Below are 22,021 nucleotides of genomic sequence, written 5' to 3'. Positions count from 1 at the left end.
GCATTATGAATGATGGTCTTAAAAAGTAAGCAAAATATTTGGCTAGCCTTATTATTAGTGGTATTAGCGAGTAACTATACACTCTATAATACAGGATTTGGCACATCCCTTTTACCTATCGAAACAAATGGTGTTGTCATGGGCTCATTGATTGATTGTATTGTGGTGGTGCCTGTGCTATTTATGCTTTATAAAGGAAAATTTTCATTAAAGCAAGCCATACTATTAGCTGCAGCTGGCTGTATTGCTGCACGTTTCATCATTCCTCTGGAACACCTTCAACCTTATGTGGCAGTGACATGGGCTGGCTTTGCGATTGAAGGGTCTATTATTCTAGTAGAAATTATACTAGTGGCAACTCTTGTACGATACCTGCCAAAAATCCTAGGGGAAGTGCGGAGAAGCTCTTTACCAGATCTCTTTTCATTTTCAAAGGCTGTAGAAAAACATGCTCCCAAGCATCCAGTTATTCAGATGATCTGTGCTGATTTATTAGTGCTTTATTATGGTTTCGCGAGTTGGAAAAGACAAGAACGACAAGGTTTAACGTTGCATAAAAATTCTAGCTATATCGCTTTTCAGCTCATGATTATTCATGGGATTGCTATTGAAACGATTGGTATTCACTGGTGGCTACATGAAAAGTCAATGATACTTTCCGTTGTGTTGCTTGTTTTTAATATTTATTCAGTAATTTTCTTTCTTGCGGATATGCAGGCTATTCGCCTAAATCCTGTTTATGTCACAAATGATACATTGTACTTATCTCTGGGATTAATGAAACGTACTGAAATTCGTTTTGCTCATATTGTTGAAATCATAGAAGACAAGGAGCGATTAGAGGGGAAATTATCAAAAGATACGATAGACTTTATAGCACGTGATTTTGGTGAGGCCTATCCGCACTTTATTTTGAAAATGAAAGAGCCTGTGGAAGTAACGTTTATGCTAGGGATCAAGAAGCACTATAGTCACATAGCCATTAAAGCAGACCAGGTTCAAGAATTTAGACAAATGCTTGCGCAAGGGATGGCAATGAGCCAACATCATTGAAATTATTGAATAGTGTCCTATATATAAATAGCTAATGTTTTGTGATAGAAACATTGGCTATTTTTTTATTGATTGACTTGAAGCAACACTCTCTGTATAAAAAGTCTTTACCTCCATAATATCTAGATCATCTTCCACTATTAAAATTTTCTCGTTCGCATATCCATCACCTTCCTATTTCAAATATACCAACTTTTGTTTGAGTTGGGAATTAGAAGATTTCGGACTCGCATAATTTTAGAATCCTTCATAACCTTTAGGTCAAAATAATCAAGAGAGTTTACTAAAAATAAATAAAGACTTCAATTTCCCATTAGAAAATGAAGTCTCTAAAAAATTAATCTAGGTGTGCGATAGCATTGAGTAGATCATCACGGATGGCCTCCCAAAATTGCTGTTGAACACTATCACTGTACGTATAAAGCTCTTTATGTTGAACATGGTCATAGATGGCAGCGATCGTTTCTTGATGAAAAGAGAGACGATGGTTTAATAGCTCTCGTTCTTCTTCAATACAAAATAGTTTATAAATATCGGATAAGCGTTCAAACTTTGCTAATTTCTGTGTCATCACTTCATATTGTGTTTGATGAAAACGCCCTACGGCAGAAGTCATGGAAATTTTTGCCCGATGCTCTGCTTGTAATGTCCGATACTCCTCTTGACGGATGGCCACACGATACCAAAATTCATAACGATTTGGTAATTCTTTTAGTTCATAGGTAAGTAATGATTTTAAAATTGAATGCACTTGTTCATATGTATCGATGATCTTCGCTGGTTCTTTAAAAATGCCAAACATACTACCACCCCCATGTAGTTTAATACTACGAGTGAAGATTAAAATCCTTTAAAATAATCATAATATTCAAAAGCGAGAACCTACTAATTATTGAAACCTTGACTCCGTAGTTACGTAAAGATTTACAGGGGGTGAGTCAATGTATGAGTATAAATTTGTACAAACACATTTAGGTAGCTTTTTTCAGGAAGCTACCTATCGGAAAACAATCGAAGAATACGCGAAGCAAGGTTGGCGTTTAGTGCAAGTATTGCCGATTGCTTATAATGGACATGGGAAACCAACAGACTATGAAATCATTTTTGAGAGATTACTATCATGACGATCAATGAACGCTAGATTCTTGCCATAAAGGGTGGGAGTTTAGCGTTTTCTTATTTTAATACAAAATTTGCTGTTTTTATTAACAAAAATAGTGTATTCAGAAAAATATAGAAATAGCATTTACAAAACAAAAATAGATGTGTTAACTTAAATAGTGTTAATAGTTAACTTAAAAGAGGGAGAGGTTAACAATGCAACATTTTTGGGTTGTCGGTACAGATACGGATGTTGGAAAAACGATTGTCACCACCATGTTGATGTATCATTTACAAAAACAAGGCTTGAAAGTTTCACCATACAAGCCTGTGCAAACAGGAGAGGTCTACGAAAACGGTCGTGGCTACTATTATCATGATACAGCCATGTATGAAAAGTATTCCTTACAAAAGCTTCAACAAGAGCACCTCAATAGCTATTCATTTAGAGAAGCTGCATCGCCACATTTTGCTGCGCAACTGGAGGGGCAGCAAATTGATGTCAATGAGCTAATATTGCGGATTCAATTATTACAAGCGTCCTATGATGTTGTGATATGTGAGGGAGCGGGTGGGCTTTTTGTTCCTTTTACTGCTCCCCATGGGAAGACGCTGCTTGATGTCATCGTCAGTAGCAAGCTGCCAGTAGTGCTTGTTACAAGGACATCCCTAGGGACGATCAATCACACATTATTAACAATAGAGGCATTGCGCGCTCGTCAAGTTGATGTTCTTGGCATAGTGTTTAACGGGGACACGGGCAGCAGTATGGAGCAAGATAATATACAAACGATTTTACAGTACCATTCCTTACCCTATGCGATTATTCCAAAGCTACAAAATTTGTCACAGCTAATGGATTTTGCTATGACGCACACCACACTGTTTGAAAGGCTTTTTAACTATGAAACAAGCATTAACTGATTTACAGCTAAGAGATTTACGTCATGTTTGGCATCCATGCTCACAAATGAAGGACTATGAGGCATTTCCACCCATCGTCATAAAAAAGGGACAAGGCGTGTGGCTTTATGACGAACATGATCAGCGTTATTTGGATGCTGTATCTTCTTGGTGGGTTAATTTATTTGGACATGCCAATCCGCGTATTAGCCAAGCTTTAAGTGAGCAAGCATTCACATTAGAGCATACGATCTTTGCTAATTTTACACATGAACCAGCGATACAATTGGCTGAAAAATTAACAGCACTAGCACCACAGGGATTACATAAAGTCTTTTTTGCCGATAATGGCTCATCTGCTATTGAAGTTGCATTGAAAATGAGTTTTCAATACCATATGCAGACAGGGAAACCAGCTAAAAAGCGCTTTCTCGCCTTGACGGATGCCTATCATGGAGAAACCATTGGTGCTTTATCCGTGGGAGGGGTAGGGCTTTACAATGAAGTTTACCAGCCTCTGTTATTAGATACTGTTCGTGCCAAAGGACCAGATTGCTTCCGCTGCCCATTTCAGGAAGATCCAGCAAGTTGTAATGCACCATGTAGTCAATTTGTCGAGGAACAACTTCAAGCTCATCATGAGGAAATTACGGCAGTTATTATTGAACCATTAATTCAGGCTGCAGCAGGTATGAAAATGTACCCGCCTGTCTATTTACAGCGCTTACGGGCATTGTGCTCACACTATGATGTGCACCTCATTGCAGATGAAATTGCAGTTGGTTTTGGTCGGACCGGTACATTGTTTGCCTGTGAACAGGCAGACATCATGCCAGATTTTATGTGTTTATCAAAGGGGCTAACAGGTGGTTATTTACCATTATCTGTTGTCTTAACGACGGAGCAAATCTATGACGCTTTTTATGATGATTACGGAACAATGAAGGCTTTTTTACATTCGCATAGCTATTCAGGCAATACATTGGCCTGTCGTGTGGCATTGGAAGTGTTAACGATGTTTCAAGAGGAACAAGTGATGGAGATGATTCAGCACAAGGGACAATACATGCGAGCGTTAGCCATGGAAGCTTTTCGTGATATGCCCTATGTGGGTGAATACCGACAAGTTGGTTTAGTGGGAGCGATTGAACTAGTGAAGAACCGGCTGACAAAAGAAGCGTTCACCATTGAGGAGCGAATCGGCTATCAAATATATCAACGGGCTTTAGCGAAAGGCTTACTCATCAGACCGCTCGGCAATGTTCTGTATTTTATGCCACCTTATATTATTTCTGAAGAGGAAATGTCCTTTATGATTCATACAACGAAAGAGACAATCGAACAATTTTTCAAGGAAAGGGGGCTAAGATTGGGTAAGAGACATCAGACACTAGCGCTTGTCATGATTGCCATGTTCGCTGCTCTAACAGCAATCGGAGCTTTTGTTAAAATTCCATTGCCTGTCGTACCGTTTACATTACAAATTGTTTTTGTATTTTTAGCAGGCTGTTTATTGGGTAGTCGGAATGGTTTTTATAGTCAACTTGTCTATATCGGCGTGGGCTTAGTAGGCTTACCTGTTTTTACACAGGGTGGTGGTATCACATATGTCTTACAGCCAACTTTTGGTTATCTGATTGGCTTTGCCCTAGCCGCCTATGTGATTGGGCTCATTATTGAAAGAATTGAGACGCCGACGAAAAAGCATTTTATTGCAGCAACAATTATTGGGCTAGTTATCATTTATGCTGTGGCTGTTCCTTATTTGTATGTAGCATTGAATTTTTGGTTAGACATGAAATCAAGCTGGTCACATGTGTTTGTTGTCGGCTTTTTAAGTAGTATTGTCGCTGATTTTTGCTTAGCTATTACATCAGCGCTATTAGCTGAGCGCTTATATAAAGTATTTCAGTCTGCAAGAAATGTGAAATTTTCACACGTAGAGAGGGAGAATGTAATATGAATTATTACCAATTAGCACAAGAAGTAATTGCTGGGAAGATCATTAGCAATGAAGAGGCACTTGCCATATTAAATAGTGAGGATGATGAGCTATTACAGCTTATGGATGGTGCTTTTACGATTCGCCGTCATTATTATGGTAAAAAAGTTAAATTGAATATGATTATGAACGCCAAAAGCGGTTATTGCCCGGAGGATTGTGGCTATTGCTCCCAGTCCTCTAAATCAACGGCTCCTATTGAGAAATATCCATTTATTACAAAAGAGGAAATTTTAGCAGGTGCAAAACGAGCGTTTGACAATAAGATTGGGACGTATTGTATTGTAGCCAGTGGTCGTGGGCCAACACGTAAGGATGTCAATGTTGTGAGTGAGGCGGTTGCTGAAATAAAAGAAAAGTATGGCTTGAAGGTTTGTGCCTGTCTTGGCTTACTAAAAGAAGAACAGGCACAGCAACTAAAGGAAGCGGGGGTGGATCGTTACAATCATAATTTAAATACATCGGAACGTCATCATTCCTTCATCACGACCTCACATACATATGAGGATCGTGTCAATACGGTAGAGATCGTGAAAAAGCATGGAATTTCACCTTGCTCGGGTGCCATTATTGGGATGAAGGAAACAAAAGAGGATGTCGTCAATATTGCACGCGCCCTCCATCAATTGGACGCTGATTCTATTCCTGTAAACTTTTTAAATGCAATCGATGGCACAAAGCTAGAAGGGACAAAGGATTTAAATCCCCGCTATTGTTTAAAGGTTTTAGCTTTATTCCGCTATATCAATCCGACAAAGGAAATCCGTATTTCGGGTGGTCGTGAAATCAATTTAGGCTCACTACAGCCACTCGGTCTCTATGCAGCTAATAGTATTTTTGTTGGGGATTATTTAACAACAGCTGGACAGGAAGCGAATAGCGATTATCGCATGCTGGAGGATTTGGGCTTCGAAATTGAATTAACACATAAGCAAGAAGAAGTATTTTGTTAAACTTATGACATGTAAATCTACTACTACAGCAAAAACCGTACTTTTGTACGGTTTTTTGCTGTAGATGAAAAGAGACGGATAGCCGTGTAATGTAGTGGATAAAAATTGAAAAGAGAAGGAAAGACCTGACATCACTGGCTGTTTATATACCTATAAAATCAAGGTTTTCACAAATTGTTCAATGAAAGCGTTTTGAAATTGAACAGTTTGTGAAGACCTTCACATAAAGCTTTCTTTTTGAAAAAATCAGCGTAAAATAAGAATCAAGTAAGGAATTGTTATAAAACAGTTGATAAGTCGTATCACAAATTTTGGTGGTTGTTATATTACAAAAATATTGAGTGAAGGGAGCTTTTCACATGTGGGTTATTACAGTTTTTGATAAAAAGGACGTTCGAATTTTTGAGTATGCGAGCAAAAATGAGGCAACAGAAGCTTTAGCAAAATTCAAGAAAAATGCCGTTTTAACGTATACAAAATAAGTTGCTGATGAAGCAGCCCTCTACCGACAGAGGGCTGTTTTTTTTAATGTACAACAATGGAAACAGCACTGTACATTAATAATAGTGCCATGATCATGTTAAACGGTTTTCGGTATTGCTGTAGAATCTTTTGAAAAACGGAGCCACATAACGCCCAACTAAATGTACTGATTACACCTACTAGAGCTAAAAAGAAAGAGAAAAATAGATAGCTTATGTAGGATGAGTAGTAGGGTAGGATGTAAGTTGCGACAACAGTAAGACCAAATAAAATACCTTTTGGGTTAATAAATTGAACGAACGCTCCTAAAAAAAATAGGTTTCGTTTTTCTTCTTCGTTGTCGGGATCCTCTAATTCTTTGCTTGTTAAAATTTTATAAGCCAGGTACAACATATAGCCTACACCAAATATGGTTAAGGGTAATTCAATGGCAGGTAAAATGTTTAACATGACCGTGTTAAAAAAGCTACTTAAACCAATAATGATGAAAAAACCAATCCCTACACCTAAACAGAATGGAATCGTTTTCGCTAAACCATATTGTTTAGCAAAAACCATCGCCATAAAATTATTAGGGCCAGGTGTAAAACTTGTAATGATGATAAATAATAAAAAGGAAAATACAGGCAAAATAATCACCTCTTTCAAGTTGTATGATATAATGCACGAAACAGACTGTATAACGTCGGTCTTTTTATTATACAAAACGTACGTTATATTGTACATACAAGGAGGGCTTTTGGATGGAAGAAATTCATCTAGTCTTTGCGAGGAATTTAAAGGCAATTCGAGAAAGGGAGAAATTCAGCTTAGAGAAGGTTTCTCAGCTTAGTGGCGTGAGTAAAACGATGATTGGTCAAATTGAGAGGGGCGAATCCAGTCCAACTTTGACAACGATTTGGAAAATTGCAAATGGATTAAAGGTTTCGTTTACAGAGCTTATTCATCCTCCCCAACCTGAGACGGAGGTTATTCGCGGTAAAGAGCTTCAAGTATTGAAGGAAGACCATGGCCGATATATGGTATATCCTCACTTTCCCTATCAAAAGGATAGTCGCTTTGAAATTTATACAATTGAAATCAAACAAAATGGAACGTTAGATGCTGAGGCTCATCGAGAAGGAACGGAGGAATATATAACCGTTTTCGATGGGGAATTAATCATCCATATTCAGGGTCAGGATTATCGATTAACAAATGGTGATGCTATACGATTTAAGGCTGACCGTCCACACACATACAGCAATCCAGGTAGTACAGTAACACGACTTAGTATGACTATTTACTATCCACATTAAAAAACGTATAAACGCTTTTCACAGCGTTTATACGTTTTCGTTTTATAAAATACTAGCTAAACGTTTAATTCCCTCACGGATGACTTCAGGTGTTGCATTTGTATAGTTAAGGCGCATTGTATTCACATTCGTTTTTGATGTATAGAATGGATCGCCAGGCACGAAGGCTACCTTTTGTTCCATCGCTTTATTGAATACATCAAGGGCCGGTGTACCGTCCTTCATTGTTGCCCAAATGAACATGCCACCCTCAGGTCGTGTATATTCAACATGGGCAGGGAAAAACTCCTGCATCGCATCAAGCATCGCATCCGACTGATTTTTATATAAAGCAATAATTTTCTTTACATGTTCTGTATAATCATTACTTGCTAAGTAATCGTAGATAACATATTGTGAAAAAATATTAGTATGAAGATCAGACGCTTGCTTTGCTGTTTCAATATGCTGCAAAAGCTCTTTGTTTTTTGTGATAATAAAGCCGAGACGCATACCTGGTGTGACCGTTTTAGAGAAAGAACCTAGTAAAATACTATTTTCTAATTTACCAGCACCGATATATGGAAGTGGCTCCCCTTGGAAACGTAGCTCCCCGTATGGATCATCCTCAATTAAAGCAACATCGTATTTTGCTACTATTTCACAAATTTGCTCACGCTTTTCTTTCGAATATGTGAGTCCTGTTGGGTTTTGGAAGTTCGGCACCGTATAAATGAATTTTACATTTGGTTGTTGTAGGGCACGCTCTAGCTCTTCTAAGTTTAGGCCATCATTTTCTAGCGTAACACCATGGAAAGTTGGCTCTGTTAAAGTAAAGGCTTGGATAGCCCCTAGGTAACCTGGCTCTTCGATGATAATGCCATCGCCTTTATTGATAAGTACTTTACCAATAAGTTCAAGCGCTTGCTGTGAACCTGTAGTAATAAAAACATCGTCAGCATGTACATCAAGTCCATGGAGACGTTGATATTTCGCGGCAATATATTCGCGCAATGGTGCATAACCCTGTGTAGATGAATATTGGAATAATCGACTGCCATTTACTGTAATAGCATGATCTACGGATGCTCTCAATGCATCAATCGGGAAAGAAATAGGGTTTGGAAGCCCACCTGCAAAGGAAATAACGTCCTCTGCATCTGTCACTTTTAAAATATTTCGAATAAATGAGGATGGTGTTTTTAAGATTCTTTCAGAATATTGCATAATTATCGGTCCTTTTTTTCTGATTTTTTAAAAATTATATCATTGTCATCGTGTGCATACAATATTATCATTGTATGCAAGACAATTAAACTATTGTATGCAAATTAAGAGAAAGAAGGGCCTAGTGAATGCCTATTAATTCATTTGACGAGTATCCAATGAGTTGGAAGCCGGATATTAGCAATATTTCTGCTCCATTATATATAGCCATCGCACATCAGCTAGAACAAGATATCAAGGATGGAAAGCTAGTACCCGGTACAAAATTGCCACCCCAGCGTGAATTAGCTGATTTTTTAGATGTGAATTTGAGTACAATTACAAGAGCCTTTAAGCTTTGTGGCCAAAAAGGATTAATCTATGCCTCGATTGGCAGCGGTACATTCGTTTCAACAGATGCTGCTAGCAATAAAATGTTACTCCCAACCAACCATGCCACACCTATCATTGAAATGGGCTCTGTTTTACCAGATAATTTTGTTAATGATGATATTACACGCTTTATGAAGAAAATGATAAACGAACCTAGTTTTAGCATGCTATTTCAATATGGACGACCTGAGGGCAATGCATGGCAAAACGAAGCCGTGATGAAGCTACTCGAACTAGTAAATTTTCAAACAGATCAGCCAATTCTTCTAGGAGCAGGCGGACAAAATGCCATTGTAGGAACCCTTGCAGCTTTATTTCAGCCAGGCGACCGCATTGGTACAGATCCAATTACTTATGCAGGCATTAAAACAGCTGCAAATATGCTCGGTATCCAGCTTGTGGCTATCCAACAATGTCAGGGTGAAATGACAAAAGAAGGATTACTATATGCTTGTAAAAATGAGCATATCAAAGGAGTCTATGTGATCCCTGATTTTCATAACCCAACGACTCATACGATGTCAGTAGAAACAAGAAAAATGATTGCAGATGTGGCAAGACAGAAGGATTTGCTTGTGATCGAGGATGCTATCTATAGCTTTCTCAAGGAGCAACCACTTGCTCCGATTGCTTCTTATGCACCCGATAAGGTTATTTACATTGCTAGCCTATCTAAAACACTATCACCTGGTTTACGATTATCCTTCCTTGTGACACCGCCTGCGCTACGAAAAAAAATAGTGGAAACGCTCTATAATATCAACATTTCCGTTTCTCCTATCATGCTGGAGCTTGCAGCACGATTAATCCATGAAGGTGTTGCCCAAACGATATTAGAAAAACACCGAGCATATGCCAAGCAGCAAAATGCGCTTGTCGATCAGTATTTAGGGGATTATCACATATTAGGGGATGAGGAATGTATTTTTAGGTGGCTCCAATTGCCTGACAAATTTACGGGTGTTCAATTTGAATTGTTAGCTTCGAAAGCTGGTGTACAAGTCTATGCAGCGGAACGCTTTGCCGTAGGGAACACAAAGCCTGTCAATGCCGTTCGTTTAGCCATTGCAGCGCCAGAATCTCAACTTGAGCAAGCGTTAATTATTTTAAAGGACCTCCTTGAAAGTAATGGTGATTATGCATTTGTTGATTAGAGGTTATGGAGCGTATAATAAGGCTAAGAAAGAAACGAGGTGATGAACATGGCACATAAAGGGCGTGTTATTTTACATGTGGATATGAACAGTTTCTATGCTTCTGTGGAGCAAGCACATGACCCAAGTTTAAGGGGAAGCCTATCGCAGTTGCAGGAAACCCAAAGGAGCGGCGTGGCATTTTAGTAACTTGTTCATATGAAGCAAGAGCGCTAGGCATTTATACAACGATGACTGTTCATGAAGCGAAGCGTAAATGTCCTGAGCTATTGTTATTACCTCCAGATTTTCAAAAGTATCGTCATGCATCTAAAGAAATGTTCACCATTCTTCGAAGCTATACACCATTAGTAGAGCCTGTTTCGATTGATGAGGGCTACTTGGATGTGACTGAGCTAAGCAAGGAACGGCATGCCTTAAGTATTGCCCAGGAAATACAAGCGCGCATTTTAGCTGAGCTGGATTTACCTTGTTCCATCGGTATTGCACCGAATAAATTTTTAGCGAAAACAGCCTCTGATATGAAGAAACCAATGGGGATTACCGTACTACGAATACGAGATATTGAACAGCAATTATGGCATCGTGAAGTTGTCAACATGCATGGGATTGGAGCAAGTACTGCTAAAAAATTAAATGCACAAGGCATCTTTACAATAGGTGATTTAGCTAAGACAGAAGAATTTAAAATGAAGCAAATTTTAGGGAAGAATGGGGTACGGCTTCGAGCAAGGGCCAATGGAGTGGATCAGCGCATGGTCGATCCTGAGGCAATCTTTGATACGAAAAGCGTTGGGAATTCAACAACATTACCAGAAGATGTAACAGATGTTCGTACACTTCATAAAACAATCGAAGGTCTATGTAAGAAAGTGGTGGAGCGTCTTGATGCCAAGCGCTTAGCAGGTTCCACTGTAAGCATTCAAATTCGTGACGCTGATTGGCATAATCATACGCGTTCGAAAACAATGTCCAATGTCCTGTATCGTTATGAAGAAATTTACGACATTGCTTGTACTTTATTTGATAAGCATTGGGATGAATCTCCTGTAAGATTACTTGGTGTAACGGTTTCCAATGTGGTGGATCGTAAAGATTATTCACAGCAATTATCGATATTTGATTTTCAAGAGCATGCGAAAGATGAACCGATTCTCAAGCTTGTCGATGAAATTGAGGGACGGTTTGGCAAGGGGATTATAAAACGTGGTGTAGATTTAGGAAAACGTTCCTCCTATCAATCACAAACGAGCTTTAGTAAAGATTTTTTAGATGACCATGAATGAGATAGAATGAAAGTAGGTGTATCTATGCAATACAAGGAGTATGGGGATGCTAACAATCCTTTCATGATGTTTATTCATGGAGGGGGCGTTGGAGGGTGGATGTGGGATCAGCAAGTTCACCATTTTTCCCATTATCACTGTGTTATACCTGAGCTAATGACACACAATCCATTTTCCATTGAACAAAGTGCGAAAGAGCTTCTTCTCCTTATTGAGAAAAACGCCAATGGGAAGCCTGTTATAGTAATTGGTTTCTCTTTAGGAGCGCAAATCGCTATTCAAATGCTAAGTCTACAGCCTAGTTTAATCGATTTTACGATCATCAATAGTGCGCTCGTGATACCCTCTCCTACTGTAGAAAGGATGCTTCAACCGTTTATTCGGCTGTCATTTCCACTTATAAAAAATAAAACATTTGCGAAACTTCAAGCAAAAGCTCTATACATTCAAGAAGATTATTTTGAGCGTTACTATCAAGAGAGTGCCACGATGAAAGTAGATACATTGATTCAAATTTTGCGAGAAAATATGTCGTTTTCCATCCCAGCTGACTTTAACAAAGCTCAGGGAAAGATCCTAATAACTGTGGGAGAAAAAGAGAAAAGCAACATGAGAAAATCCGCTAAAGCACTTGTGCGAAGTCATCCAAATAGCAAGGGTGTGTTATTGAAGAACATCGGTCACGGCGTCTCATTAGCCCAGCCTGCATTTTTTAATCGCTTTGTAGAGAATTGGATTAAGGATGGTCAATTACCTGAGGGGACAGTTATTCGGTAGGGAAACCCCATTACGAATCGTCATCCATAATGGAGTTGATGTATGGATCATTGAAAATAGTGAGGATATAAATCTTTATGCTGCAATATCCATTCCTTCATCTCTATCATCATTTCCTCGTAGCTAGGGACAATAAATGAAAAGTCATTTCTTGTATTTATTAATGTTTTATTGACATGGACAAGGTGATGAGGAAGAATTTTTATACTGTTGTTAAGAAAGTGCTTATTAAATAGATGCAGTAGATCGTGTTTAGAAATATTTGTCGTATTGACGAGATGATAGAGTCCTGTTAAATCTTGTTGTGCAGCACGTTCAATGGCTTTAGCCAAAGTAAGTGTTGTCACTCCCGTCCAAATAGCACCCGAATAGCCATAGACGGGACTTTTTTGTTGCATAAACCAATTGAAGAGTCCGATGCCATCCTTTTTCAAATCAGGACCAATTATAGAATTACGAAATGTTAGGTGCTTGTCGTTATTCACTTCCCCTATACCTTTGGTGCGGTCATAAATGGTTTCCCCGTCTAGTACACTATTTTCATAGTAGGGAGCACTTTTGCCTGAAAATACGCAGTCGGTACTTAGATGAATAAGCTTTGTGTGACGATTTTCAAGAAGAGATACAATGGCATGCGGTAAATAGCTATTCAGTAAAACACTTTGGGCAGGATGAGCCTCACAAGCATTGTTTAAAACACCAATACAATTAATGACGACATCTACCTCATTGTCTAGTAGTAGCGACCTTAAGAAATGGGAGTCTGTCACATCACCTGTTCGATTATTGCCATAGGGAAAAGGGGTGCGAGAGTATGTTGTTACATCATGCCCTTGTTCGCATAAATAGATCGCAATGGTATGACCAGCCATGCCTGTAGCACCGAGCACTAAAAATTTCATGGTTTTCCTCCTGTCCAATGAAGGAGCTCTTCTTGTATAAGAGGCAATGTTAACAGCTTTACTTTAATGTCAGCCACACTTAATTGTGGGGTATTGTTCGAGTTATATTCATCCGTTAATGTAATTTTTGGAGAGCCCTCATCGAGATATTTTCCATAATTTAAATCCCGATTATCCGCTGGGATTCGATAGAAATGGCCCATATCAATAGCTTTTGCCGCTTCTTCCTTCGTACATAATACTTCATACATTTTTTCTCCGTGCCGTGTTCCGATAATTTGCATGGCGTTGTTCGCTTGAAAGATCTCAAGTAAAGCCTGTGCTAAATTTTCTATTGTGGCAGCAGGTGATTTTTGCACCATAATATCCCCGTTTTGAGCATGTTTGAATGCGTACAGTACCAATTCTACCGCCTCCTCAAGGCTCATCATAAAACGTGTCATATGAGGGTCCGTAATCGTTAAAGGTTTCCCAGCCTTTATTTGTTCAATAAATAATGGGATAACAGAGCCTCGTGAAGCCATGACATTGCCGTATCTAGTGCCACAAATTAGGGTATGGTGAGGATCAACCATTCGTGACTTCGCAATAAACGTTTTTTCCATCATTGCCTTGGATATACCCATCGCATTGACGGGGTACGCGGCCTTATCTGTTGAAAGGCAAATGACTTTCTTAACACCAGCTTGAATGGCAGCTGTTAGTACGTGATCCGTTCCTAAAATATTGGTTTTCACAGCTTCTAAGGGAAAAAATTCGCAGGAGGGAACTTGCTTGAGAGCGGCGGCATGAAATACATAGTCAACATTATACATCGCATTGTGAATGCTTTGGATATCGCGGACATCTCCGATATAAAATTTGATTTTAGTATGCTGATAGTGTTTCCGCATATCATCTTGCTTTTTTTCATCCCTTGAAAAAATCCGAATTTCCTTGATATCCGTATTTAAGAATCGCTTCAATACAGCGTTCCCGAAAGAGCCCGTGCCTCCAGTAATCAATAATATTTTATCTGTAAACATTGTATAGTTCGTTACACCTCCTGCATGCTATTATTTTAATCCTCTTTGATGTAGGTCACATTCAGAGTTCTCTCTAGGGTAGTTGTACCAATAAGCAAATTCGTTAGTATATTTACTTGTCGGATTTTTATCCATCAGGGCGCAATTAAAATCCCAATCTCCTGCAATATCTTTGCGTATCGTAAATTTCGCATCTCCAATTAAACTTCTCCTGATGATCTTAAATTGCCCAGGTAAGGAATAGCGGTTGGATTCATCTTTAATAAAAGCAAAGCCATTCTTAATAATCATGTTGTAATAGTAAATATCAAATGTGCCATCCACTTGTGCAAGTACATTGCGAATAGCAGGTAAATAGTGGTCATCACTATCGATGATGGCTATATAATCTCCTGTCGCTTCTGCAATGCATCGATTGTAGGCAACACTTGCACCTAAATTCGTTGGGTGCACGATGATTTTTAAAGCCGAACAGTTTTTCTGATAATCCTGTAAAATAGCTAGCGTATTGTCTGTAGAGCCATCATCCACCACGATAATTTCATAGGCATATTCTTTAGGAATACTATCAAGCATCGTTACGATCCATTCTTCGCTATTAAATGCAGGTGATAAAAAACTAATCTTCATCTGATCCCTCCATTTCTATGTTCATTAGTAGAGTTGTTCTATGTGACTTAGTAGATCCTTTAATACAATATGCGTAGACGTAGTGCTACTGTAGGCAATTGCTTATTTTAGGGTGTTTTTAAGAGAGTCGTTTTTAGATAGAATTTTTATGTTTACTAGAGATATGGCATAAGAAAGGCGAAAATTTACTAACATAAGCACGTTTAGCAAGAGAGTTCATAAACTAGCAAGAGCGCTTTTTTTAGAAAGAGGGATACGATGACAAAAAGGATAGCATTTATTTGTAGCGTGGAATCTTACAAACTTTCGGATGCCCATATTTTCAAAGATTTGTGTCTAGTGCCTATTTTACTGGGGGAACATTTAGGCTATGAGGTCACTATTGTCACGACAGAAATGAATGAAGCTCTTCTTCAACAAGTCTTTCCCACTGTGAAATTTGAGTCTGTAGCATTTGAAGATGATTATGTGGCGAATATGAATGCCTATTTAGCCCAGCATGCAAGGGACATCGACATTGCCTTTGCTATTGGACCCTATCCATCCTATTTAGCTATTTTGAAAACCTATAAGCACTTTAATCCACATGGCAAAATTTATATGAAATTAGATGTTAATCGATTTTGGCTAAATCGATTAAAAACCTATCCCTATTTTTTAGAGTTGTTACAGCTTTGTGATCTCCTTACCTCTGAATGTATATCTATTCAAACAGTAATCAAAGACTTTTCACAATTAGATGTTAAACATATACCCAATGGTTTTTATGAACATTTTCCCACAGAGCCAGTGCCGTTTCACGAGAAAGAAAATAGAATTCTAACAGTTGGGCGATTGGATGCACCAGAGAAGCAAACAATTTTGACAGTCAAGGCATTTCTCGCAGCACAACTGCCAGATTGGGAGCTTCGTTTAGTAGGGTCGATGTCAGTCTCATTTCAAGAAGAGCTGAGACTATTACTAGATAATCATCCGCTTGCCGCTCAAGTGACGATAGTAGGACCTATTTTTGATAAGGTAAAGCTAGAGGAGGAGTATCGCAAGGCTAAAATTTTTTGCTTAACGTCTTTAGTCGAATGCTATGCCCATGTCTTTGCGGAGGCAGCTAAAAATGGTTGCTATATCGTGACAACAGATGTGGATGGTGCTGCTGATATTACACAACAACAGCGTTTTGGTACAATCCATCCTACACATGATTGGGAGGCAATAGGTCGGACATTGCAACAAGTTGCAGCACAGGAACCATTGTTGGCAGATACTTGTGTCCAGCTTCAAGCATTTGCCCGCAAGGAATTAAATTGGAGGCAGATCGTCAAGAAGGTTGCCAATTATTTAGGTGAATAAAAGTGAATCTTTTCTGGATTGAGAGGAGTATTCTTTTCTTTATACCAGTATTTCCTATATAATAAAAGCTAGTTTTATAAAGCTAGACAATCATGGGTAGACACAAGGGGAGACTAGAATGGAAATACTACAAGCAACAATGAATGAACTAGAGGACTTATCAAAACTGTTTGATGAATATCGTCAATTTTATGGAATTGAGTCAGATATAAGCAGTGCCAAGGCATTTTTACAATTACGATTAGCCTTGAAAGAATCTGTCATTTTTATCGCGCTGGTGGATGACAAGATGATTGGATTTACACAATTATATCCAACATTTTCGTCCATTGCTTTACAGCGTGCCTATATTTTAAATGATATTTATGTAACAGAAGATGCTAGAGGCCTAGGGGTGGGCAAGGCATTGATGGAAAAGGTATTTCATTATTGTGAGCAACAATCTGCTCGCTATGTCACGTTACAAACGGCAGCTGATAATGTAAATGCCCGCAAGCTTTATGAAAAGCTACAAATGAAACAAGATGAATATTGTAATTATGTTAAATATTTTATGTAAGCTGAACTGGCGAGCGTTTCACCGTTGGATGAGAATGCTTCTTTCATATCCTAAAAATCCCTTAGATCGTTATGATCTAAGGGATTTTGTTTGATTTCTTCTATTTTATTTCAAGTGTATAAGGTTGTGTGCTAGCTTTGCCATCAAACTCACTTACTTCAATATAATATTTACCCGCATCCAGCTCCACAGTACCAACCTCGGCGTCTCCAACTCCGTAAAGATCGAATGTTTTGACGGTTTTTCCATTTGCATCTAATACTCGAATAACACCATCCAACGCTTTTTCTGTTTGAAGCGAGAAGAAGACTTCGCGTTTCTGGTCGTTATTCCATTCAAAATAGTCTTTATCGCCAAATGGTATACCTGCATTTAAATATTGCGTTGCAACCCATTTCTCATCCTTTTTCACAAGAACAGATGGCTTGCTAGGTACTCCATTTACTAATTTTGAATCCACATCTTCATCCACAAGCTTATGATCAAACAATGTTAATGAATAGGGCTGAATCGATACCTGGCCAAGTCCCATGCTGTTGACTAGAATAAAATAACCTCGATCCTTCTTCGCCTTAAACGATGTATTTACATCGTTTGTACCCATCATTCCAAGTAACATTTCAAGAATATTATCACCTAGTCCAAATGGAATTTCTGTTTCCATTTCTTTGGCATCAATCTTCATATTGCCGTTCGTATCTTCGATGATAGCTCCTGCAAATTTTAAGTCTTTTTGTAGTTCCTTAGGTAGCTGAGCTAATTGTTCATTTGTAAAGGGAACCGAAGAAAGAAGCAGACTCATGACCTCGTCATTTCCTTGTTGCTTATAGTAGTAATAATCTACATCATCTTGATAAATCAGGTGGTCTTTATAAGTAGTACCTGGTTGAATTTTTAGCGCTTTTGCTTCCTCATGATTGTTTGGATTGTACTCTGCTGGAATATCGCCTATTTTCTTTGTTTTCAATGTATAAGGCTCAGCAGATCGTTCTCCAGCATTGACAACTGCTACCACGTAGGTTTTGTCCTTTTTCAATGGAATAACCTTTGCATCGTCCTCGTTGCCAACTGAACCAAGTAGTAGCGCCAGTATGCCAAGATCGTTTGTTAAGGAAGAAACGGGAATTAATTCCTTTGTTTTTTCATCATATTCAAATACTGTACCTGCAGGCATTTGATTCATGCCTTTCATAAAGCTGGAGCTATAAAGAGCGTCTTCCTTCGCTTTGAATAAGAAATAATCCTCGTCATAATCTGTTTGGAAATAAGCTTTTTGATCCTCGCCTATTTCAAAGCGGATTGCCTGTTTAATGATAGGGTCAACATTTTCTAGATTGCCTGAAGCTGTAGGATTCATTAACATGCTCATCAAGCTGTCAATTTCATTACGTTTTTTTATGTTGTTTTCTGTAAGTGGTAATTGGCCCTCAGGGATATTTTCTTCGATCATGGCTTCATCTACAGGTAGACCATCCTCATCAGGTGGGAGGGAAACTACTTCACCTTTTAATGTGTAAGGGATCATTGATTCACTGATCGTTTCTTCTTTTTCGATGCCGCCACTAAAGAACATCTCCATAGAAAACTCGCTATTACTTTCATTAGATACACTTAAAACGTACTCTTGATCTGGAACAGCATCGATAATCATACGAACCGGTTCACCTTTTGCAGTACCATAAGCGGTCTGCATTGGATAGGCTTCTTCTTCTTCACCTTCCTCATTTTCAGCTTGATCGATTTCTTCTGGTGGCACAGGATTAAAGTCATCTTTCAGATAAAGCTCCATAGAGGCAGTGACACCTGGAATTCCCGATAGATCAAATTGTAACGTCGTCGGTTTTTTGACTGAGAACGTGAAGTAATCTTGATCTTGTTGTTGATCTTTTGACAGTAATGTATAGTTTTTACCTGCTGTACTATATGGGAACTTTTTAATAGGCTCCATCGTAGACTTGTCTACTGTATCAATTGGTAAGTCCTTCGTCGTTTGTGCTGTGAAAATGTAAGTAGATTTGCCTTTTAAACTATAGCTTCCATTATGATCTTTGACACCAATGACAAGCGTTCCCTTTTGATCTGCTTTAAATAGATAACCTTCTTTTTTCCTACGCGAACATCGTTGACATGGATAGGCTCTACATCACCAATCCCGCTATTTGGGTAGAAATATAAATCAAAGGCATAGTCGTATTTGTCAGCGCCTTTTAATGTCAATTGAGCATATTCATTTTCTTCAAGATCGACTTTATACCATTTCTTTTCGTCTTGCTGTTCAAAAGTACCTTGTTCTGTATTTAGCTTATTTTTAGTAAGGACCTTGGCGTTTTGAATGCGATCTTCCTTTGTCTCTGAATAATGCTTTGGTAATTTATTTAAATCAAATTGTAATGCTTCTACAGGGTCAACTAATCCGTGACCATAAGTAAGATCATAACCTTTCTCGCCCAAATCTTGTGCTGTCATTTCTAAAATCGCTTCTATTTGATGCGGTTTTAAAGATGGGTTTTTTGATTTAAGAAGAGAGGCGATACCTGCCACGACAGGAGAGGCCATGGATGTTCCACTAAACTTGATAAAAGAAGAACCTTTCTTCGCATCATGAACGGTACTATAAATGTCTTCACCTGGTGCAACAATATCAACAGACGGGCCGTAATTGGAGTAGCTTGATAGTTTGTTGCGTTCATTTGTTGAACCAACACTAATGACACCTTCGAAAGAAGCGGGGAAGGAATATTCATCTGTCGATTCATTTCCTGCGGCTGCCACAATTGTAATACCACTATCAATCGCTTTCTGAACGGCTTCCTTCATCAGGGGAGATTCACCATAGCCTCCTAAACTCATATTAATAACGTCAACGCCCTGCTCAATTGCATAAAGAATACCCTGTGCAATAATGAAATCATTAGCACCTTCTTTGCCGTTAAATACATCAATTGGCAGTAACTTTGCTTTCGGATTAACCCCGTGCCCACCTACGCCATTATCTTTTGCTGCGGCGATAATACCTGCCACATGTGTTCCGTGATCGCCTGAATAAGTAGTATTGGCAGGTGCTGCTGCATTATAGGGTGGGAGTACTTGTGACTTTAGATCGGGGTGTTTAAAATCTACACCAGAATCAATGACAGCAACTGTGACATCATGGTTGCCTGCTAATTCTAGTGCCTTATCCATTTGCAGTAGGTTTAAATGATACATCTCTTGTTTCTTAGGATCAGCTTCATTATTGAAAGAATGATAGACGTAGCTAGGAGACACACTAGATATCCCGTTTTGCTTTAAATAGTAAGAGACGGCTTTTTCGATTGATACGCCTTTATTTAGTTGTACAACATCATAACCTAATGAAGGAATGGAGCGGATGACCTTGGAGCCAATTTTTTTATGTACGTTTTTATCAAGATCTGAATGCTTGATAACAATTGTATCCTTACTCATCCATTTTTCTTCATTCTTCTCTGTTTGTTTTGCACTGTTTGCCAGCATGTTTTTCGCTTTATGCTGTGGTGCCTCAGCAAAGGCAGAAGCAGCAGGAACCATGAGTGCAGCGGATGCTACAACAGCGACTGATTTTTTATACCAACTTTTCAATTGTTATCTCTCCTTGGTGTTATAAATTAAGTCTCGACTATATTAATACGGACAAAGATTAGAAAAGTTTCGTAATGGAGGAAAATTTTTCTTTGCTATTTTAATTTTTGGTAGGTATAACGAAAAAACGGACAGCTAAACACGGCTTGTTTTTCGTATACCTAGCATTGTTAAAAGCTTTAAATCTGTTCTATTAATTGTTGTAACTCCTGCTTGGAACGAGGGATTTTGATATTTTCCTGCAATAGCTTCTTTTTTTGCAAAGCTATGACCATTTCAAAAATCCATGGACGTTCAAGATGCGCGCGATGTAACAATTCGTCTTCATAAAACAAGGTGATTGGATCACCGTTATAAATAATTTTTCCAGCCTCCATAACAATGATTAGATCGGCCCATTCATAGGCGAGAGGTATGTCATGGGTTGCTAGTAAAATGGTTCTCTCACCATCATCTAATTTGGCTAAGTATTGTAATACTTGTGTAGCATAATAATTATCAAGACCTGCTGTTGGTTCGTCTAACAAAAGGACAGAGGGCTCCATCGCTAAAACACCTGCCATTGCTACACGTTTTTTCTGACCTACGCTTAAAAAATGAATGGGTTTATCAAGCAAATCTTCCACTTCGGTTTGCGCAACGGCCCAAGCTATTTTTTCTTCCGTTTTTTCAGTAGACCAGCCGAGATTTAATGGGCCAAATGCTATATCTTGCTTGACGGTCCCTGAAAAAGCTGATGATCTGCATTCTGAAAAACAATGCCGACTTTTTGGCGTAGGGCCTTTAAAGCTTTTTGACTATATTCCAGACCGTTACCTTCGAATACAATCGTCCCAGCTGTAGGTTTTAAAATACCATTAAGATGCTGAAATAAGGTTGATTTTCCCGCGCCATTATGCCCGAGTATGGCGATTTTTTTACCTTTTGGAATGTTTAATGTAATATCTGATAACGCCTTCGTACCATCCGCATAGGCATAAGATAATTGGTTGAGTTTAAAATAAAACGTTGTCATGTGAAATACCCTCCGTATACGATGAGGACTAGTAAAATTGCTGCCATGCCTAGCCAATTTTTCTTGCTATAAGAGCCCTTCTCTTGCCAGTAGACAGCCTCGCCTCCACGTGATTGCATGGCGTTGTTGAGCTCCCGGCTACGTTGAAACATTTCCACAAATAATGCCACAATAAGCATGGAGACAGAGCGTAGCCATTGCATCGGTGAATGATAGCCGAGACGTGCTTGCTGGGCGAGATGTATATTTTGCATACTTTCTAAAAACATAAAAATAAAACGATAGGTTAGTTCGACGAGCTCCACTAATAAAGAGGTCGCCATTGTCGTAGCACATAACATATTCCTTGTACGGA

The 22,021-nt window shown here is 38.7% G+C and carries 22 protein-coding genes and 2 pseudogenes; 13 read left to right on the top strand and 11 right to left on the bottom strand.

The window, feature by feature from the left end; genetic code table 11:
- Positions 1 to 9 precede the first annotated feature (9 nt).
- A complete protein-coding gene (locus tag NP781_RS13255; protein ID WP_257520128.1) occupies positions 10 to 1,053 on the top strand; it encodes a beta-carotene 15,15'-monooxygenase in 1,044 nt (347 codons plus the stop codon).
- Positions 1,054 to 1,390: 337 nt separating this feature from the next.
- On the opposite strand, the gene NP781_RS13250 is transcribed toward NP781_RS13255, so the two are convergent.
- Positions 1,391 to 1,855, bottom strand: coding sequence for a hypothetical protein (locus NP781_RS13250; RefSeq protein WP_221680193.1), 465 nt, complete (start codon positions 1,853 to 1,855; stop codon positions 1,391 to 1,393).
- Positions 1,856 to 1,994: 139 nt separating this feature from the next.
- Here NP781_RS13250 and NP781_RS13245 point away from each other — a divergent pair, with 139 nt between their 5' ends.
- From NP781_RS13245 to NP781_RS13220, 6 genes and pseudogenes are all read left to right on the top strand, one after another.
- On the top strand, positions 1,995 to 2,177 hold the full coding sequence (locus NP781_RS13245) for a DUF4177 domain-containing protein (RefSeq protein WP_221680194.1): 183 nt from the start codon (positions 1,995 to 1,997) through the stop codon (positions 2,175 to 2,177).
- A gap of 193 nt (positions 2,178 to 2,370) precedes the next feature.
- Positions 2,371 to 3,078, top strand: a complete 708-nt coding sequence (bioD, locus tag NP781_RS13240) for a dethiobiotin synthase (protein WP_221680195.1) — start codon at positions 2,371 to 2,373, stop codon at positions 3,076 to 3,078.
- Positions 3,059 to 4,420: pseudogene (gene bioA / locus NP781_RS13235) on the top strand (adenosylmethionine--8-amino-7-oxononanoate transaminase); the annotation flags it as partial. The gene bioD and the pseudogene bioA, both read left to right, overlap by 20 nt.
- A gap of 39 nt (positions 4,421 to 4,459) precedes the next feature.
- Positions 4,460 to 5,020, top strand: coding sequence for a biotin transporter BioY (locus NP781_RS13230; RefSeq protein WP_306832400.1), 561 nt, complete (start codon positions 4,460 to 4,462; stop codon positions 5,018 to 5,020).
- Positions 5,017 to 6,012: a biotin synthase BioB gene (gene bioB, locus NP781_RS13225; RefSeq protein ID WP_048392330.1), complete on the top strand. Its 996-nt coding sequence runs from the start codon at positions 5,017 to 5,019 to the stop codon at positions 6,010 to 6,012. The genes NP781_RS13230 and bioB overlap by 4 nt, the downstream gene beginning before the upstream one ends.
- A 359-nt stretch (positions 6,013 to 6,371) precedes the next feature.
- The gene (locus tag NP781_RS13220) at positions 6,372 to 6,494 is read left to right on the top strand and encodes a hypothetical protein (protein ID WP_004231260.1); all 123 of its coding nucleotides are present in this window, start codon (positions 6,372 to 6,374) and stop codon (positions 6,492 to 6,494) included.
- Positions 6,495 to 6,537: 43 nt separating this feature from the next.
- Here NP781_RS13220 and NP781_RS13215 read toward each other — a convergent pair whose 3' ends face one another.
- Positions 6,538 to 7,125 (bottom strand): LysE family transporter, encoded by a 588-nt coding sequence (locus NP781_RS13215; protein WP_257520127.1) that lies wholly within the window; start codon positions 7,123 to 7,125, stop codon positions 6,538 to 6,540.
- Positions 7,126 to 7,238: 113 nt separating this feature from the next.
- Here NP781_RS13215 and NP781_RS13210 point away from each other — a divergent pair, with 113 nt between their 5' ends.
- The gene (locus tag NP781_RS13210; protein WP_257520126.1) at positions 7,239 to 7,793 is read left to right on the top strand and encodes a helix-turn-helix domain-containing protein; all 555 of its coding nucleotides are present in this window, start codon (positions 7,239 to 7,241) and stop codon (positions 7,791 to 7,793) included.
- Positions 7,794 to 7,835: 42 nt separating this feature from the next.
- Here the strand turns inward: NP781_RS13210 and NP781_RS13205 are convergent, their stop codons facing one another.
- A complete protein-coding gene (locus tag NP781_RS13205) occupies positions 7,836 to 8,999 on the bottom strand; it encodes an aminotransferase-like domain-containing protein (protein ID WP_004231267.1) in 1,164 nt (387 codons plus the stop codon).
- A gap of 128 nt (positions 9,000 to 9,127) precedes the next feature.
- On the opposite strand from NP781_RS13205, the gene NP781_RS13200 reads away from it, so the two are divergent.
- From NP781_RS13200 to NP781_RS13190, 3 genes and pseudogenes are all read left to right on the top strand, one after another.
- Positions 9,128 to 10,525, top strand: a complete 1,398-nt coding sequence (locus tag NP781_RS13200; protein ID WP_221680199.1) for an aminotransferase-like domain-containing protein — start codon at positions 9,128 to 9,130, stop codon at positions 10,523 to 10,525.
- 48 nt (positions 10,526 to 10,573) lie between these two features.
- Positions 10,574 to 11,811: pseudogene (locus tag NP781_RS13195) on the top strand (DNA polymerase IV).
- A 24-nt stretch (positions 11,812 to 11,835) separates the two neighbouring features.
- A complete protein-coding gene (locus tag NP781_RS13190; protein WP_221680200.1) occupies positions 11,836 to 12,588 on the top strand; it encodes an alpha/beta fold hydrolase in 753 nt (250 codons plus the stop codon).
- Positions 12,589 to 12,635: 47 nt separating this feature from the next.
- On the opposite strand, the gene NP781_RS13185 is transcribed toward NP781_RS13190, so the two are convergent.
- From NP781_RS13185 to NP781_RS13175, 3 genes are read right to left on the bottom strand one after another with little or no spacing between them, the layout of a single operon-like run.
- Positions 12,636 to 13,490, bottom strand: a complete 855-nt coding sequence (locus NP781_RS13185; protein WP_221680201.1) for an SDR family oxidoreductase — start codon at positions 13,488 to 13,490, stop codon at positions 12,636 to 12,638.
- Positions 13,487 to 14,515, bottom strand: coding sequence for a polysaccharide biosynthesis protein (locus NP781_RS13180; protein WP_221680202.1), 1,029 nt, complete (start codon positions 14,513 to 14,515; stop codon positions 13,487 to 13,489). Before NP781_RS13180 ends, NP781_RS13185 begins: the two co-directional genes overlap by 4 nt.
- Before the next feature lie 30 nt (positions 14,516 to 14,545).
- Positions 14,546 to 15,145: a glycosyltransferase family 2 protein gene (locus tag NP781_RS13175; RefSeq protein ID WP_221680203.1), complete on the bottom strand. Its 600-nt coding sequence runs from the start codon at positions 15,143 to 15,145 to the stop codon at positions 14,546 to 14,548.
- A 258-nt stretch (positions 15,146 to 15,403) separates the two neighbouring features.
- Here NP781_RS13175 and NP781_RS13170 point away from each other — a divergent pair, with 258 nt between their 5' ends.
- Both NP781_RS13170 and NP781_RS13165 read left to right on the top strand, forming a co-directional pair.
- Positions 15,404 to 16,492 carry a glycosyltransferase family 4 protein gene (locus tag NP781_RS13170; protein WP_257522487.1) on the top strand — a complete coding sequence of 363 codons (1,089 nt, stop codon included), beginning with the start codon at positions 15,404 to 15,406 and terminating at the stop codon, positions 16,490 to 16,492.
- A 118-nt stretch (positions 16,493 to 16,610) separates the two neighbouring features.
- Complete coding sequence (locus NP781_RS13165) at positions 16,611 to 17,051, top strand: GNAT family N-acetyltransferase (RefSeq protein ID WP_221680205.1); 441 nt, start codon at positions 16,611 to 16,613, stop codon at positions 17,049 to 17,051.
- Between the two features lie 100 nt (positions 17,052 to 17,151).
- Here NP781_RS13165 and NP781_RS13160 read toward each other — a convergent pair whose 3' ends face one another.
- From NP781_RS13160 to NP781_RS13145, 5 genes are all read right to left on the bottom strand, one after another.
- Complete coding sequence (locus NP781_RS13160) at positions 17,152 to 18,999, bottom strand: flagellar hook assembly protein FlgD (protein ID WP_257522486.1); 1,848 nt, start codon at positions 18,997 to 18,999, stop codon at positions 17,152 to 17,154.
- Between the two features lie 74 nt (positions 19,000 to 19,073).
- A complete protein-coding gene (locus tag NP781_RS13155; protein WP_257522485.1) occupies positions 19,074 to 20,651 on the bottom strand; it encodes a S8 family peptidase in 1,578 nt (525 codons plus the stop codon).
- Between the two features lie 179 nt (positions 20,652 to 20,830).
- Complete coding sequence (locus NP781_RS25655) at positions 20,831 to 21,358, bottom strand: energy-coupling factor ABC transporter ATP-binding protein (protein WP_373880555.1); 528 nt, start codon at positions 21,356 to 21,358, stop codon at positions 20,831 to 20,833.
- Positions 21,355 to 21,666, bottom strand: coding sequence for an ATP-binding cassette domain-containing protein (locus NP781_RS25650; RefSeq protein WP_373880547.1), 312 nt, complete (start codon positions 21,664 to 21,666; stop codon positions 21,355 to 21,357). The genes NP781_RS25655 and NP781_RS25650 overlap by 4 nt, the downstream gene beginning before the upstream one ends.
- Positions 21,663 to 21,989, bottom strand: a complete 327-nt coding sequence (locus NP781_RS13145) for an energy-coupling factor transporter transmembrane component T (RefSeq protein WP_257522484.1) — start codon at positions 21,987 to 21,989, stop codon at positions 21,663 to 21,665. The genes NP781_RS25650 and NP781_RS13145 overlap by 4 nt, the downstream gene beginning before the upstream one ends.
- Between the last annotated feature and the right edge of the window lie 32 nt (positions 21,990 to 22,021).

The sequence above is a fragment of the Lysinibacillus sp. FN11 genome (assembly GCF_024628845.1).
GTDB lineage: Bacteria > Bacillota > Bacilli > Bacillales_A > Planococcaceae > Lysinibacillus > Lysinibacillus capsici.
This window is presented reverse-complemented; position numbering and strand designations above follow the sequence as displayed.

Bases quoted from the DNA above. Each gene is read 5' to 3' on its own strand.
- NP781_RS13210 (WP_257520126.1), top strand. From the start codon at position 7,239: ATGGAAGAAATTCATCTAGTCTTTGCGAGGAATTTAAAGGCAATTCGA.
- NP781_RS13245 (WP_221680194.1), top strand. From the start codon at position 1,995: ATGTATGAGTATAAATTTGTACAAACACATTTAGGTAGCTTTTTTCAG.
- NP781_RS13230 (WP_306832400.1), top strand. From the start codon at position 4,460: ATGATTGCCATGTTCGCTGCTCTAACAGCAATCGGAGCTTTTGTTAAA.
- NP781_RS13175 (WP_221680203.1), bottom strand. From the start codon at position 15,145: ATGAAGATTAGTTTTTTATCACCTGCATTTAATAGCGAAGAATGGATC.
- NP781_RS13200 (WP_221680199.1), top strand. From the start codon at position 9,128: ATGCCTATTAATTCATTTGACGAGTATCCAATGAGTTGGAAGCCGGAT.
- NP781_RS13180 (WP_221680202.1), bottom strand. From the start codon at position 14,515: ATGTTTACAGATAAAATATTATTGATTACTGGAGGCACGGGCTCTTTC.
- NP781_RS13165 (WP_221680205.1), top strand. From the start codon at position 16,611: ATGGAAATACTACAAGCAACAATGAATGAACTAGAGGACTTATCAAAA.
- NP781_RS13170 (WP_257522487.1), top strand. From the start codon at position 15,404: ATGACAAAAAGGATAGCATTTATTTGTAGCGTGGAATCTTACAAACTT.
- NP781_RS13190 (WP_221680200.1), top strand. From the start codon at position 11,836: ATGCAATACAAGGAGTATGGGGATGCTAACAATCCTTTCATGATGTTT.
- NP781_RS13250 (WP_221680193.1), bottom strand. From the start codon at position 1,855: ATGTTTGGCATTTTTAAAGAACCAGCGAAGATCATCGATACATATGAA.
- NP781_RS13185 (WP_221680201.1), bottom strand. From the start codon at position 13,490: ATGAAATTTTTAGTGCTCGGTGCTACAGGCATGGCTGGTCATACCATT.
- bioB (WP_048392330.1), top strand. From the start codon at position 5,017: ATGAATTATTACCAATTAGCACAAGAAGTAATTGCTGGGAAGATCATT.
- NP781_RS25650 (WP_373880547.1), bottom strand. From the start codon at position 21,666: ATGACAACGTTTTATTTTAAACTCAACCAATTATCTTATGCCTATGCG.
- NP781_RS13145 (WP_257522484.1), bottom strand. From the start codon at position 21,989: ATGGCGACCTCTTTATTAGTGGAGCTCGTCGAACTAACCTATCGTTTT.
- NP781_RS13160 (WP_257522486.1), bottom strand. From the start codon at position 18,999: ATGGAGCCTATTAAAAAGTTCCCATATAGTACAGCAGGTAAAAACTAT.
- NP781_RS13205 (WP_004231267.1), bottom strand. From the start codon at position 8,999: ATGCAATATTCTGAAAGAATCTTAAAAACACCATCCTCATTTATTCGA.
- bioD (WP_221680195.1), top strand. From the start codon at position 2,371: ATGCAACATTTTTGGGTTGTCGGTACAGATACGGATGTTGGAAAAACG.
- NP781_RS13255 (WP_257520128.1), top strand. From the start codon at position 10: ATGATGGTCTTAAAAAGTAAGCAAAATATTTGGCTAGCCTTATTATTA.
- NP781_RS13220 (WP_004231260.1), top strand. From the start codon at position 6,372: ATGTGGGTTATTACAGTTTTTGATAAAAAGGACGTTCGAATTTTTGAG.